Source organism: Nonlabens sp. (assembly GCF_039941875.1).
Lineage (GTDB): Bacteria > Bacteroidota > Bacteroidia > Flavobacteriales > Flavobacteriaceae > Nonlabens.
Genome location: NZ_JBDVDQ010000014.1, coordinates 268538 through 282386 on the forward strand (window position 1 = coordinate 268538; position 13849 = coordinate 282386).

General features: G+C 33.5%; 14 protein-coding genes and 1 tRNA gene. 13 read left to right on the forward strand and 2 right to left on the reverse strand.

Annotated features, from left to right (window positions below; all coding sequences use genetic code 11):
* The first annotated feature begins 63 nt into the window (after nucleotides 1-63).
* The 3 genes from ABJF08_RS08760 to ABJF08_RS08770 all read left to right on the forward strand — a co-directional run bounded on the left by ABJF08_RS08760 (nucleotide 64) and on the right by ABJF08_RS08770 (nucleotide 2192).
* Nucleotides 64-834 (forward strand): hypothetical protein, encoded by a 771-nt coding sequence (locus ABJF08_RS08760; RefSeq protein ID WP_348115767.1) that lies wholly within the window; start codon nucleotides 64-66, stop codon nucleotides 832-834.
* A 111-nt stretch (nucleotides 835-945) separates the two neighbouring features.
* The gene (locus tag ABJF08_RS08765) at nucleotides 946-1410 is read left to right on the forward strand and encodes an energy transducer TonB (RefSeq protein WP_348115768.1); all 465 of its coding nucleotides are present in this window, start codon (nucleotides 946-948) and stop codon (nucleotides 1408-1410) included.
* A 2-nt stretch (nucleotides 1411-1412) separates the two neighbouring features.
* Entirely contained in the window at nucleotides 1413-2192 is a 780-nt protein-coding gene (locus ABJF08_RS08770; RefSeq protein ID WP_348115769.1) for a chorismate synthase, read from the forward strand.
* A 138-nt stretch (nucleotides 2193-2330) separates the two neighbouring features.
* Here ABJF08_RS08770 and ABJF08_RS08775 read toward each other — a convergent pair.
* A tRNA-Arg gene (locus ABJF08_RS08775) sits at nucleotides 2331-2404 on the reverse strand.
* A 131-nt stretch (nucleotides 2405-2535) separates the two neighbouring features.
* Between ABJF08_RS08775 and ABJF08_RS08780 the strand changes: the two genes are divergently transcribed.
* From ABJF08_RS08780 to ABJF08_RS08790, 3 genes are all read left to right on the forward strand, one after another.
* Nucleotides 2536-3423, forward strand: coding sequence for a phosphatase PAP2 family protein (locus tag ABJF08_RS08780; RefSeq protein WP_348115771.1), 888 nt, complete (start codon nucleotides 2536-2538; stop codon nucleotides 3421-3423).
* Between the two features lie 65 nt (nucleotides 3424-3488).
* Nucleotides 3489-4088: a GTP cyclohydrolase I FolE gene (folE, locus tag ABJF08_RS08785; RefSeq protein ID WP_104514974.1), complete on the forward strand. Its 600-nt coding sequence runs from the start codon at nucleotides 3489-3491 to the stop codon at nucleotides 4086-4088.
* Between the two features lie 109 nt (nucleotides 4089-4197).
* Nucleotides 4198-4443: a hypothetical protein gene (locus ABJF08_RS08790; protein ID WP_348115772.1), complete on the forward strand. Its 246-nt coding sequence runs from the start codon at nucleotides 4198-4200 to the stop codon at nucleotides 4441-4443.
* A 30-nt stretch (nucleotides 4444-4473) separates the two neighbouring features.
* Here the strand turns inward: ABJF08_RS08790 and msrA are convergent, their stop codons facing one another.
* Nucleotides 4474-5001, reverse strand: coding sequence for a peptide-methionine (S)-S-oxide reductase MsrA (gene msrA, locus ABJF08_RS08795; protein ID WP_348115773.1), 528 nt, complete (start codon nucleotides 4999-5001; stop codon nucleotides 4474-4476).
* Between the two features lie 113 nt (nucleotides 5002-5114).
* Between msrA and ABJF08_RS08800 the strand changes: the two genes are divergently transcribed.
* From ABJF08_RS08800 to ABJF08_RS08830, 7 genes are all read left to right on the forward strand, one after another.
* Nucleotides 5115-7568: a DUF5916 domain-containing protein gene (locus ABJF08_RS08800; protein ID WP_348115774.1), complete on the forward strand. Its 2454-nt coding sequence runs from the start codon at nucleotides 5115-5117 to the stop codon at nucleotides 7566-7568.
* 20 nt (nucleotides 7569-7588) lie between these two features.
* Nucleotides 7589-8248, forward strand: a complete 660-nt coding sequence (locus ABJF08_RS08805; RefSeq protein ID WP_348115775.1) for an ABC transporter ATP-binding protein — start codon at nucleotides 7589-7591, stop codon at nucleotides 8246-8248.
* Nucleotides 8249-9016 carry a TIGR02757 family protein gene (locus ABJF08_RS08810; RefSeq protein ID WP_348115776.1) on the forward strand — a complete coding sequence of 256 codons (768 nt, stop codon included), beginning with the start codon at nucleotides 8249-8251 and terminating at the stop codon, nucleotides 9014-9016.
* 73 nt (nucleotides 9017-9089) lie between these two features.
* Nucleotides 9090-10292, forward strand: coding sequence for a GAF domain-containing sensor histidine kinase (locus tag ABJF08_RS08815; protein ID WP_348115777.1), 1203 nt, complete (start codon nucleotides 9090-9092; stop codon nucleotides 10290-10292).
* A 48-nt stretch (nucleotides 10293-10340) separates the two neighbouring features.
* Nucleotides 10341-12242 (forward strand): BatA domain-containing protein, encoded by a 1902-nt coding sequence (locus tag ABJF08_RS08820; RefSeq protein ID WP_348115778.1) that lies wholly within the window; start codon nucleotides 10341-10343, stop codon nucleotides 12240-12242.
* Entirely contained in the window at nucleotides 12239-13489 is a 1251-nt protein-coding gene (locus ABJF08_RS08825; RefSeq protein WP_348115779.1) for a dihydroorotase, read from the forward strand. The genes ABJF08_RS08820 and ABJF08_RS08825 overlap by 4 nt, the downstream gene beginning before the upstream one ends.
* On the forward strand, nucleotides 13482-13844 hold the full coding sequence (locus tag ABJF08_RS08830; protein WP_348115780.1) for a hypothetical protein: 363 nt from the start codon (nucleotides 13482-13484) through the stop codon (nucleotides 13842-13844). Before ABJF08_RS08825 ends, ABJF08_RS08830 begins: the two co-directional genes overlap by 8 nt.
* Nucleotides 13845-13849 lie beyond the last annotated feature (5 nt).

Consider the following 13849-nt stretch of genomic DNA (forward strand, 5'->3'; position numbering starts at 1 on the left):
ATATAATGCATCAATAGCATTAGCTTTGTAGGGAACATTTAATTTTATAAGTAATTTATCTCTATGAAAAAGTTTCTGTTTCTATTTATTACTACTTTACTATTATTATCATCTTGTAAATCTAAAAAGGTAGTAGCGGTTAATGAAGTTGCTATTTCTAACTATTCAAAGGCAAAAACTGCACTATCCTCTGGAGAAATTGATCTAGGTATGGATTTAATAGAAAAAGCTATTAATGAAAATAACCCAACAGAATTAGAAGAACTGTATTACCTAAAAGGATTTATTTTACAAGCTAATGGAAAAACTCAAGACTCTAGAGAGTACTATCAAAAAGTTTTGGACCTGAATAACTCTTATTCGTCATATTCTAAAAAAGCACAGATTTTAATACAGCTCACTTACGAAGAAGAGGCTTATGAAAACTTAATGAAGCAAAAAGATAAAAAAGAGAACACAAATACTGAAGAAACTCTTGATATGGAAAAATTTGAGGTAATAGAAAAACAACCTCGTTTTGAAAGTTGCCCTGACACAACAAATGCAGAAATCCAGCAATGTACTAATCGTAAAATCCAAAAACACATCAGTAGAAATTATGATAGTTCCATAGGAGAACAGTTCGGCGTACACTCTAAGACCAGAACTTATGTTTTTTATTCAATTAACAAAGAAGGAATAATAATCAACTTAAGAACTAGAGGTGCTAATAAATTCTTAGCACTAGAAGCAAAAAGAGTGGTTTATAGTATTCCTAAAATGATACCTGGATATCAACAAGGAGAGCCTGTAGAAGTACCATATAGTTTGCCAGTGACCTATGCACCCTATTAATCAAGATAAACAGTTAGATAAAAGGGATAAAAATCACATGAAATAAAAGCATCAATTACTTTTAAGTTTATGGTCTCAAAATCCAATATATTTGAATAAAAATAATAGAAAATGAAAAAAATATTCTTAGGTGCTTTACTTCTAGTAGGTACAATAGGTTATGCTCAAAGCACTTCTTTAAAGACTTTATCAATTGAAAATGTAGATCAAGCACCATTGTTTGATAATTGTAAAATAGAAGATTCTAAAACGTGTTTTACTTCTAGTATTACTAGTTTTATCAATAAAAACATCAATAAAGATCTTGCTAAACAAAGTAATCTTTTAGGTAAGCAGCGTGTAGTATCTCAATTTTCAATAAATGAAGAAGGTCGCATAGAAGGTATTTCTTCTGTTTCTAATCAAGAAATATTAAAAAAAGAAATGAGTCGTGTTTTAAATATGTTACCTTTATTAAAGCCAGCAATGAAAAATGGTAAAGCAGTAAAAGTGAGCTATAGTGTACCTGTAGAGTTTGCTTCAAAACTAGATTTACCTATATCAGCTCCTAATCCTAATAAAGTTCAAAACAACTAATTATGTTAAACAAAATCCTTTATGCTTTTTGCATCGTAGCTCTTATATCATGTGATTCTAACGATGATAATGATGGCAACATGACTAACACAGACTTTAATTATTTTCCACTGTCTGTTACAAATACATGGGATTTTGAAATAACAACAGGTACGGATACCCCTTCTAATGAATCTCTCACTGTAGAAACAGTATCTGGTACAGAATTCACACTTATATCAGATCCTATTGCTCCTACAGGTTTCATGACGCGCATTTTAAGCGGTGGAGCATTAAAGTCAGAAAACGGCGCTTTAATAGGTAACGGTAACATTGATTTTGGTCTACAAGGTCTTAATAATTTTAATGTGGCTATTGAAAACGGTACGTTATATGATCAAAATGCAAATATCAACGCTGAATTATTTTCAACAACTGGCACTACTTCACAAACAGTGGATGGTTATGATCTAGACATTACTTATGAAGTGAGAACTGTACAACAGGAAGATATAGCTCAAATGGTTGTAGAAGGTATAACGTATAGCGATATAATACACTCACAACTCATTATTAATGCAACTGTGACAACTGATATTCTTACTCAACAAATAGCTTTATTAACACCACAAGACGTAATAGTTATAAATAATTACTGGTCTAGAGATATTGGTTTAATAAAATCAGATAATCAATTAAATTATCAATTGAGTGATTTTTCATCCTTTGGTTTCACGTTACCAGTTCCACAAAGTGCTAGTATCCTTACTACTCAAAACTTAGTTACGTATACCGTTCTTTAATTAAGTACTAAATTTTTAAAAAAAAGTCCTTTTGTCAATTGAAGACAAAAGGACTTTTCTATGTTTTATAAAAACGAAATAAGTTAGAAATATATAAAAAGCAAAAAACGTCCTTACAATTAAGTAAGAACGTTTTTGTGAGCCCGATAGGATTCGAACCTATGACCGCCTCCTTAGAAGGGAGGTGCTCTATCCAGCTGAGCTACGAGCCCTAATGCTCAAATTATCTCTAAGCGGTTGCAAATATAATACTATTTTGCAAAGTGCAACAATAAATTTGAAAAATAAAAAGGACTTAATTCACATAGCTCAATAACTACTTGAATTTCTTAATTTTGCAACCATGAAATTTTTGAAAAATATTTTTACGATAGCGCTATTATTGGCTGTTTCTAGTCTTTATTCGCAAAACTTTAAGCCAGATTCTTATACTGCTGTAGATGTAGAAGAAATGAATACCTGGCAATTACTTAAATATGATGGACTTAATGCACTTAATGGTGTTGGTTACTCCTATTTGAGACCTTTTAATTGGCAAAAAAATGACTTCTATAGAGCTGGGGCTACAGGATTATTAGTAGGTGGTCTTTATACATTTGATAATGAATCCAGCGATTATTTTAGAAGACAAGAAAAGGATGTACCAGAATTAATAAAAGACTTTGGATGGTATTTCGGTAGTCCGCAAAACAATTATGGTGTTACCGCAGGAATTTATGCCTATGGACTAATAGCTAAAGATCCTGAATGGAGACGTACCGGTGTCTTAATGATTTCTAGTGCTACAGCTGGTGGACTTTTACAACAAATATTAAAGACATTAACAGGAAGAGCTAGACCAGAAACTGATCTAGGCAGAAATGAATTTAGACCATTTTCAGGAGAGTCTGGTTTTAGATCATTTCCTTCTGGACATACAGTTCTTGCATTTACCACAGCCTATGCCCTAGCAAAACATTTTGACAATCCATTTGTAAAAGCTGGTATTTATACGGTAGGTCTCATATCGCCAGTATCTAGATTATGGGCAGGTGCACACTTTTTAACAGACGTAGTTCTTAGTATGGCTATTACTATCGCTACCGTAGAAGCTGTAGACCGATACCTAGACACTAGAAATGGTTATGGTGAGAAAAGGTACGGTACAGGTAAAACTGGTCAGAACCCTAAAAAAATGGTGTTTAACATAACAGCCACTACAAACACTTTAGGTGTAACTTTAAATTTTTAAACGTTTAACATCTCAATCATTTAGTTAAACGATTTTAAATTAACTTTGAATTATATATAATTACTATGGCGCCTTATAGAGTTTTTGAAGAGTACAATATTAAGATCACAGAAGAGATCCAAGATAAGTACCGTGACGTTATTAAAGAAATAGGAGAAGATGTAACTCGAGAAGGGCTAGTTAAAACCCCTGAAAGAGCTGCAAAAGCCATGCAATTTCTAACATCTGGTTATGATATCGATCCAGCTGAAATTCTCAAAGGAGCTATGTTTGCCGAGGATTACAACGACATGGTAATCATTAAAGACATAGAACTATATTCTTTATGTGAGCATCACATGCTGCCTTTCTTTGGTAAAGCACACATTGCTTATATACCTAATGGACATATAGTAGGACTCTCTAAAATACCTCGTATAGTAGATGTGTTTGCACGTAGATTACAAGTACAGGAGAGACTTACTCACGACATATTAGAATGCATTGATAAAACATTAAAACCACAAGGTGTTGCTGTAGTTATAGAAGCATCGCACATGTGTATGATGATGCGTGGCGTACAAAAACAAAACAGCGTTACTACCACTAGTGGTTTCAGAGGTCAATTTGAAAAAGTAGAAACACGTAGTGAATTCATGAACCTAATTAGCTCTAAATTACACTAAAATCTCTTTTTGGAACGTTATTTGAATATACACTAGTATTAAATTCAAATATATGTTTCAATCAAAACGTTCAAAATTAATTGCTAGTATTGTATTAGACCTAATTGGTATGGCATCTGTACCATTAGGATTTACTGAAATACTTGATTTAGGTTGGGCGCCCATCGCAGGTTATTTAATGACCAAATTATATCCAGGCAAATCTGGTGTAACAGCTGGGGTACTTACCACCATTGAAGAATTAATGCCAGGTATGGATGTTATTCCATCATTTACGATAATGTGGTGTTATACCTATCTGATTAATTCAAGAGTAGAAAAAGAAGAAAATGTTATAGATGTAGATCACACATAAAAAAAGCTCCATAAAGGAGCTTTTTTTATTTTACACTGCGAGCTCTTTAAAGCCGTCCATTAATTTCCTAATCTTTGGATCTATAATTACCTGACAGTATCGTTGATCACGATTATTATTATAATAATCATTATGACCTTCTTCAGCCAGATAAAACTCTGTCGCTGGGGCTATTTCAGTCACAATAGGGTCGTCAAATGTAGAAGAAGCATCGAGTTCCTTAACTAGCTCTTTAGCTATTTTCTCTTGTTCCTCATTAACATACAGAATAGCACTTCTATACTGTGTTCCCACATCATATTGTTGTCTATTTAAAGTAGTAGGGTCATGAGTAGCCATAAAAACTTGTAATAACTCTTTAAAGGAAACTACATCATTATCATAAATTATTTCAATAGCTTCAGCATGACCTGTTCTCCCTTGCATCACCTCTCTATATGGTGGGTTTTTGATAAAACCACCACAAAAACCAGATCGCACCTGCTCCACTCCTTTTACTCTTTGAAAAACAGCTTCAGTACACCAAAAGCATCCACCAGCTAAAATTGCTTTTTCCATCATCTTTTTTTATTTACAATTTACAACCGAGAGCTCAATTTTCACTTTAATTAACAAGTCTTTAATGAATTCATTTTTTGTAGTCCTTAGATTTGTTTTTTTGTTTAAATTTTATGAGTAAAATCCATTATTTCTTCTTTTCAATCCTTTTTTGTTCCGCTTTCGCGAAAGCGCAATCATCACCTGCAACCTCAGACTCTCTAGTAGTTAAGAGAAAAAAGTACCATGCCACAAGAGTTACAACTACACCTGTCATTGATGGGAATCCATTTGAAAGTTTTTGGGACCCTATTCCTGTAGGAAATAATTTTATAATGACAGAACCTACTAATGGTTTAAAGGAAAGGGAAACTCACAAAACAGAATTTAAAATAGCCTACGATGATAACGCCTTATATGTTGCTGGCTTTTTATATGATAATGACGCTCAAAATATTGCAAGACAGTTTTCTCAAAGAGATGATGTAAACGCGCAAGCAGATCTTTTTGGATTTTTTATAAATACCTATAACAATCAGATTAACCAGACTCGATTTTATGCTACTAGTGCAAATGCTCTAGGTGATGCTATTGCCGAGGGAGATCGTGAGGATTTTAGTTACAACGTCGTTTTTCAATCAGAAACGAGTATTAATGAACGTGGATGGTATGTAGAAATGAAAATACCCTACCGTACACTACGTTTTCCAGAGGTAGAAAAACAAAACTGGAGTTTTCAAATTTTCAGAAAAATACGTTCTATTAATGAAGAATATACCTTTAACTTTCTAGATATAACAAAAGGTGTAGGTACACAGTATGATGCTTTACTTACTGGTGTAGAAAATATTGATCCGCCTTTAAGGTTAAACTTGTATCCTTATGCTTCTATTATTCACGATAATTTTGATGGTAATTCTACCACAGAATACAGCGCAGGAATGGATCTTAAATACGGTATAAATGATGCATTTACTCTAGATGCGACACTTATCCCTGACTTTGGACAGGTTGCTTTTGATCAGGTAAGGCTTAATTTAGGACCATTTGAACAAGCATTTGGTGAAAACAGAGCCTTTTTTAATGAAGGTACAGATCTTTTTAATAAAGGAGGCATATTCTTTTCACGTAGAATAGGAAATAGACCTAGCGGATCTGGTAACTTAAATTTACAAGAAGACGAGTCTGTGGTTGAAAACCCTAGTAAAGCACAATTGCTTAACGCTATTAAAATTACTGGAAGAACTAAAGGCAGATTAGGTGTAGGTTTTCTGAATGCGATTACCGAAAGAACTGAAGCCATAGTAAGTAATGATATCGACGGTACTACTCGTACGGTGGTAACAGAGGCGCTTACTAATTATAACATGCTAGTACTGGACCAACAGTTCAACGCAAATAGTTCGGTATCTATAGCTAATGCGAGCACCATAAGAAATGGAGGTTTTACAGATGCAAACGTAACTGCTATTGTGTTAAATCATAACGATAAAAAAGCGGCAAACAATTATGGTACGGAGCTTAAAATGAGCAATAGATTCACTCCTACTGGAACAGAAAGTGGTTACCAAGCCGAAGCTACCTGGAACCGTACTACTGGTAAATGGAGACCCTTCTTAGGTTATTATTATACCGGTAAAAACTGGAATCCTAACGATCTAGGTATCAACTTTGAAACTAACTCTAGCATATTTGCAGGAGATCTCGATTACGTCCAATTTACACCACAAGGTATTTTTAACAGGTATGAATTAAGAACAAGAGTTAGACACCGCAGACAGGCTAGTCCAGATTTACATTTAAACAGTCAGCTTACCTTTAATCCTTTCTTTTTCACACGTGAGCGTCTTGCTTTCGGTGCTACCTTTGATGTTACCACTAGAAATTTAAATCAATTTGAATCTAGAATTCCAGATCAAATTGTGCGCTATAATTCTTCTTACTACACAAGCGGTTTTATCTCTACAGATTATCGTAAGAAACTCGCACTAGACATGAGTATATCTAGGTTTAAAAGGTTTAACGATCTAGAACACAGCTATGATTTTGATCTAAGTCCTAGGTATAGATTCTCTGACAAATTTTTACTTATCTATAATTTTAATTGGGATAAGAGCGATAATAGGTTAAGCTATGTAACCATAGATAACGATCAGGCCATAATGAGTAGAAGAAATACACACTCTGTAGAAAATAGAGTTTCTGGTACTTATAATTTTAATAATAAACAGGCCTTGAGTCTTTCTTTTAGAAACTTCTGGTCTAAGGCGAGATTTGATCGTGATTTTCTAGAACTACAATCAGACGGTACGAGTGAAGAAAGTGATTATGCACTAGAGGAAGGTGTGAATCCAGATGCAAATTTTAATATCTGGAATCTAGATCTATCCTACTCTTGGAGATTTGCACCAGGTAGTGAAGCCACATTACTATACCGCAATAGCATCTTTAATCAAAACGATCAAGGAACCATTTCTTATCAAGAAAGTCTAGACGATTTATTAAAGCAACCTAGTAGAAATAATGTATCGTTGAGAGTTACGTATTTCTTAGACTTTAATAATGCAAAAAAATGGTTTAAAGCATAAAAATCCATTACTTTGTACCTATGATTAAAGCAACACAGATTTATAAAAGTTTTGGAGATTTACAAGTATTAAAAGGTGTAGATCTAGAAATAAAGAAAGGAGAAATAGCCAGTGTTGTAGGTAGCTCTGGAGCTGGTAAAACAACATTACTTCATATACTAGGTACACTAGAACAACCAGATTTTAAACCAGGTAGTAGCCTAGAAATAGATGGCACTGACATTATAAAATTAAAAGGAAAACAACTCAGTAAATTTAGAAACAATTCTCTAGGCTTTATATTCCAGTTTCATCAATTATTACCAGAGTTTACAGCATTAGAAAACGTATGTATTCCAGCATACATTGCAAATACCGATAAGGCTGCAGCAGAGAAGAGAGCAAAAGAACTTCTCTCCTATTTAAAACTATCTGATAGATTTAATCATAAACCTGGAGCTCTTTCTGGTGGTGAACAACAACGAGTGGCAGTAGCTAGAGCTTTGATCAATAATCCTAAGGTGATTTTTGCAGACGAGCCTACAGGTAACCTAGACAGCACAACTGCAAATGATCTTCACCAACTCATTTTTCAATTAAGAGAAGAATTTAATCAGACTTTTGTCATCGTAACACATAACGATGAACTTGCAAACCTTGCAGATCGTAAACTAGTCATGAGCGACGGTAAATTTTTATAAATGAATCGTAAAGAGCTCAAAGAATTTCTGGATGCCAAAGTAGAACAATACAACACGCCAGATTTTATACCCCACGACCCTATTCAAATCCCTCATCTTTTTACGGATAAAAAAGATATAGAAATAGCTGGCTTTTTAGTTGCTACCATCGCATGGGGAAATCGTAAATCTATTATCAACAATTCTAATAAATTAATGGATTTAATGGACCATTCTCCAGCAGATTTTATTAAAAATCATGAAGAAAATGATCTGGATAGATTTGATGGTTTTGTACACCGTACCTTTAATAGTGAAGACTGTAAGACTTTTATGCGTTCTTTACAGTATATAGAAAAAACATATGATGGTTTAGAGCACGCTTTCGCGAAAGCGTATCTAGAACAAAACAATTTACAAGAAGCCATATCACAATTTAAAACCATCTTCTTTGAGGTAGATCATTTGCAACGCACACAAAAACACGTGAGCGACCCAATGAAAAACAGCAGTGCTAAGAGAATAAACATGTACCTGAGATGGATGGTGAGAAAGGATAATGCTGGTGTAGATTTTGGAATTTGGGACTCTATACCTATGAGTGCACTTTCATTACCTCTGGATGTACACACTGGTAATGTAGCTAGAAAACTCAAATTATTAAAACGCAAACAAAACGATGCAAAAGCTGTAGCAGAGTTAGATAAAGTATTGCGCAAGTTTGATCCAGTAGATCCTATAAAATATGATTTTGCATTATTCGGCCTAGGGGCTTTTAAAGAATTGTAGGAAAAATGATCCTATTTTATTATTATATTTAATTAATAGACTAACTTTGATGTGATCTGTTAAAATCAATCCTATGAGAATTGCTCCTTTACATCCTGAAGAGGATGAGCGTATTGCATACTTGGAGTCTTTTCGTATAGAAACAGACCGAGAAAAAGTCCTTGATGAATTAACAGAACTAGCCTGTAAACTTACTAAAGTACCTAAAAGTCTTATCTCCATAGTAGATAAAGACGAAGTGTGGTTTAAATCTCAGAAAGGACTACAACTAGACCCTTCACCTAGAGAATTAAGTTTTTGCTCTCATGCCACAAGTTGGGATGAGGACAACTTTTTTTATATAGAAGATGCTAGCCAGCATAAAGATTTTAAAGACCATCCATATGTTAATGCAGAGAATGGAGTTAAATTTTATGCAGGTGTACAACTCAAGGATAGTAATAACCTGCCACTAGGTACTATTTGCGTTCTAGATGATAAACCTCATAAACTAGATAATGAACAGAAACAGTCCTTAATCATGATCGCAGATCTGGTCATGAGACAGCTAGAACTGAATAAACGCAATGCAGATCTATCTGAAAAGACACGGTTATTAGAAGAGAATAACGAGATGCTTAGAAATTTTGCTCACGTGGTGTCCCATGACATGAAAATGCCACTAGCAAATATGATACTTACTAGCGATGTTATGTCAAAAAAATATAACACTGTATTAAATGAAGATGGTCAACGATATTTAAGAGCCATAAAAGACTCTGCTTTTTCAATGAGTCATTATGTAGATAATATACTGAGCCATTATGAAAGTGATCAACTAGCAATTGAAGAAAAAGATCAATTTGATATTTATTCTATTATAGAAAAGGTAGAAGAATTAATAGGTCGCAAAGATGATATTCAACTAGTTTTTCCTGAAGATAATCTACTTGTAAATAGCAACAGCGCAGCTATTGAACAAATATTGCTCAATCTTATAGGTAACAGTATTAAATACAATGAAAGTGATCTTATAAAAATTCAAATACTCGCTACAGAAACGCCTAAATATTATCGTATAGCTGTAAAAGATAACGGTATCGGTATTCCTAAGGATAAACAAAAAGACATATTTAAGCTATTCACTACCCTTAATAAAACAGACCGTAGTGGTAAAAAAGGTAATGGTATAGGGCTTTCTACGGTTAAAATACTTGTAGATAAACTAGGAGGTGTTATAAAATGTGATTCTCTAATTAACTCAGGAACTACCTTTACATTTACCGTAAGAAAATAGATGCTTTTTTAAGCAAAGGCAGTATCTTTGATATTGCAATTACTATAGATGTTATTTAAAAATCCAATAATTCTTTACGGCCTATTTTTTTTAATAGTTCCTATTATTGTTCATCTTTTTCAACTGAGAAAATTCAGTAAAGTATCCTTTACTAATGTTGCTTTTCTTAAACCGCTTATCTCTCAGACTAGAAAAAGTCGTCAACTTAAAAAATGGCTTACTTTAATAGCTAGATGCGCCGCTGTTGCTTGTATTGTTATCGCGTTTGCCCAGCCTTTTTTACCTGGTAGTAAAAGCGCGACTCAAGAAAAGCAAACCGCTATCTATTTAGATAACTCCTACTCCATGCAATTAAATGGAAAAAACGGAGAGTTATATAAAAATGCTACCAGTCAGCTATTAGAAAAATTACCTGCAGACAAAGTATTTACTCTTTTTACTAATGACAAAGTATTTGCACATACTAACAGACAGCAAATTACAAACGAGTTACTTAGTAACAACTATACTAGTACTGTACTTTCATTTGATCAGATTCAGCTTAAAGCGGCTTCTTTATTAGACGATAAAAATGCTGCTAAAGAAATCATACTCATATCTGATTTTCAAAACAGCACAGCATCCGACTTTCCTGATACGCTCAAAAATGTAAAGAGAGAACTGGTTAAATTAGAGCCTCAAGAAATCAATAACATTTCAATAGACACTGCTTTTATAGTTAGCCAGGCTAGTAACAGTATTAAAATACAAGTAGACCTTAGATCTAATTTTAAAACAGAGCAACCAGTTACAGTTTCTCTAGATAACAATAACATTCTATTAGCAAAAACATCTACCGTATTAGAAAATAATAAAGGGACGGTCATCTTTGAAATTGAAGCTAACGAACCTATTAAAGGAAGAATATACTTAGAAGATCAAGGTCTTACATTTGATAACGAGCTTTTTATAAGCACAGGATCTAAAAAGAAAATCAAAGTTTTAAGCATTAATGGTGCCGACTCTAATTTCTTAGACAGACTTTATAATGATGAGCAGTTTGATTACATAAGTGTAAAAGAAAGAGATGTCAACTATAATTTAATTAAAGAACAGAACATCGTAATTCTTAATGAAGTAGTTAATGTACCAACTAGTCTAAGTAAAGAGATCAACTCATTAACTAACAAAGGTGGCTATCTAGTACTTATACCCTCGGACAAGGCAGCTGCTAGTTATAATTCTATAGGCCTACCTGGTATAGAGTTTAATGAGATTTCAAAAAAAATCACAACCATTAACTTTAACCATCCATTATTTAAAGGTGTGTTTAACAAACGTATCTCTAACTTTCAATATCCTATTGTAAATAGTATTCTCAAAAATACTAACGCATTAGATCCTATTTTAAAGTATGAAGATGGCAGTAGCTTTTTATACAAGAATCAAAATAACTATGTATTTACGACTAGCTTAAATATAGAGAATAGCAACTTTCAAAACTCGCCGCTTATCGTTCCCGTTTTTTATAACATGGCTGTTAATGCCTTACCAGTACCACAGCTGTACTATGAATTGGATAACAATAATGAGATAGCCATAAACACTGCTGTTAATCAAGACGATATTTTGAGTCTCTCTAATGAGTCTACTCAAATTATACCTAGACAGCAAGCATTTGATAATTATGTTTTACTTACCGCTGGTAAAGAGATATCACTATCTGGTAATTATAATGTGACAGTTAAAGATCAAGACATTTCTACCTTAAGCTTTAACGCTACTAGGACAGAAAATCAACTGAAATATTACTCTAATGCAGATTTAGGTAACAACCTATCAGAATCTATTGACGATTTACTGTATAAGCTTAATCAAGAAGAGAATATTCTTTCCTTGTGGAAATACTTTGTTTTGGGAGCATTATTCTTCCTTATTTGTGAACTATTGATTTTAAAGTTTGTAAAATGATATTACTAAAGAACGCTACAATTATAGACGCTACTTCTTCCCTAAATGGTAAAAAGCGAGATATACTTATCAAAAATGGTAAGATTGAAAAAATAGCATCATCTATAGAAAATAGTGACGCAAAAATAATTCAAAAAGACAACCTACATCTTTCTATAGGGTGGATGGATACTAGTGTAAGTTTAGGAGAACCTGGATTTGAAGAAAGACAGACACTCAAAAATGGTATTAAGGCTGCCGCTGCAGGTGGTTTTACAACTATCATGCTTAACCCAAATAACCAGCCTAATCCACAAGATCAATCTGGTGTCATGTATTTAAAAAATGTAACTGCTAACCAAGCGGTGAGTATTTTACCTGTAGGATCTTTTACTCTTGATCAAGATGGAGAACACCTTGCAGAATTGTATGATATGCAAAAAGCAGGAGCTGTTTCATTCTATGACTTTAAACATGAAGTAACTAATGCAAATCTTCTTAAAGTAGGATTACAATACACTTCTTCTTTTAACGGTGTCGTACAGTCGTATCCTCAAAATAAAGACATTGCTGGAAAAGGAATGGTAAATGAAGATATAGTAAGTACTAACCTAGGACTCAAATCTATGCCTAGCCTAGCCGAAGAGCTGCAAATAGCTAGAGATTTAAGAATAGCAGCCTATACAAAAGGTAGATTACACATTCCTACTGTAAGTACTGCCGAAGGTTTAAAACTAATCAAAGAATACAAAAAGTCCTCTCAAAATGTAAGTTGTAGTGTTTCCATACATCACCTTGCACTATCTAGTAATGAATTAGAAAGCTTTGATGCTAACTTTAAATTACAACCACCACTTAGAGATGATAAAGAAGTAAAACAACTTCAGAAATTCCTTAATTCTGACGTGATAGATGTAGTCACCAGCGACCACATGCCGCTAACTATAGAACATAAAGATCTAGAATTTGATAGAGCAACCGCAGGAACCATAGGAATGGAAAGTGCTTTTGGCTCCTTAAATAACTTAATCGCTACCGATAAAGCTGTTGAATTATTAACTAATGGTTACACTGTTTTTAATCAAGACAGACCACAAATAGAAGAAGGTCAGGTAGCAAACCTTACCATTTTTGAGCCAGACACGAGTTATACTTTTGAAAAAAGCGACATTGTGTCTACATCAAAAAATTCAGCCTTTTTAGGTAAAACTATGAAAGGAAAAGTAATAGGAATTATCAATAATAAAAAAGCACTCTGGAATGAGTAAAAACCCACCAGCAAAAAATCTAGCGATACTAGCTTATGCTAGCGCCATATTTCTATACATTCATTTTATAGTTTTCGTTGCCGTTTTTGGAATTGCCGTTATTCTTAATTACAATAAAGGAAACAAATTTGCCAGCTTTCATATTAGACAAATGTTCGGTATAGGAATTATTGCAGTAATCATTTCTGTATTTTCTGGAACCATACCAGAAGACCAGCTATTGCTGCCGTTAATAATCATAACCATGATGGTTTTACTAGCTCTATTAGGTCTAGTAAGCGCATTGCGCAATCAACAAGATTTATTACCATACATAGGAAAACACTTCCAAAAATGGTTCAACTTTATTAAATAAAAACA

Bases quoted from the DNA above. Each gene is read 5' to 3' on its own strand.
- ABJF08_RS08760 (WP_348115767.1), top strand. From the start codon at position 64: ATGAAAAAGTTTCTGTTTCTATTTATTACTACTTTACTATTATTATCA.
- ABJF08_RS08800 (WP_348115774.1), top strand. From the start codon at position 5,115: ATGAGTAAAATCCATTATTTCTTCTTTTCAATCCTTTTTTGTTCCGCT.
- ABJF08_RS08830 (WP_348115780.1), top strand. From the start codon at position 13,482: ATGAGTAAAAACCCACCAGCAAAAAATCTAGCGATACTAGCTTATGCT.
- ABJF08_RS08790 (WP_348115772.1), top strand. From the start codon at position 4,198: ATGGCATCTGTACCATTAGGATTTACTGAAATACTTGATTTAGGTTGG.
- ABJF08_RS08810 (WP_348115776.1), top strand. From the start codon at position 8,249: ATGAATCGTAAAGAGCTCAAAGAATTTCTGGATGCCAAAGTAGAACAA.
- ABJF08_RS08780 (WP_348115771.1), top strand. From the start codon at position 2,536: ATGAAATTTTTGAAAAATATTTTTACGATAGCGCTATTATTGGCTGTT.
- folE (WP_104514974.1), top strand. From the start codon at position 3,489: ATGGCGCCTTATAGAGTTTTTGAAGAGTACAATATTAAGATCACAGAA.
- ABJF08_RS08820 (WP_348115778.1), top strand. From the start codon at position 10,341: ATGTTATTTAAAAATCCAATAATTCTTTACGGCCTATTTTTTTTAATA.
- ABJF08_RS08770 (WP_348115769.1), top strand. From the start codon at position 1,413: ATGTTAAACAAAATCCTTTATGCTTTTTGCATCGTAGCTCTTATATCA.
- ABJF08_RS08765 (WP_348115768.1), top strand. From the start codon at position 946: ATGAAAAAAATATTCTTAGGTGCTTTACTTCTAGTAGGTACAATAGGT.
- ABJF08_RS08825 (WP_348115779.1), top strand. From the start codon at position 12,239: ATGATATTACTAAAGAACGCTACAATTATAGACGCTACTTCTTCCCTA.
- ABJF08_RS08815 (WP_348115777.1), top strand. From the start codon at position 9,090: ATGAGAATTGCTCCTTTACATCCTGAAGAGGATGAGCGTATTGCATAC.
- msrA (WP_348115773.1), bottom strand. From the start codon at position 5,001: ATGGAAAAAGCAATTTTAGCTGGTGGATGCTTTTGGTGTACTGAAGCT.
- ABJF08_RS08805 (WP_348115775.1), top strand. From the start codon at position 7,589: ATGATTAAAGCAACACAGATTTATAAAAGTTTTGGAGATTTACAAGTA.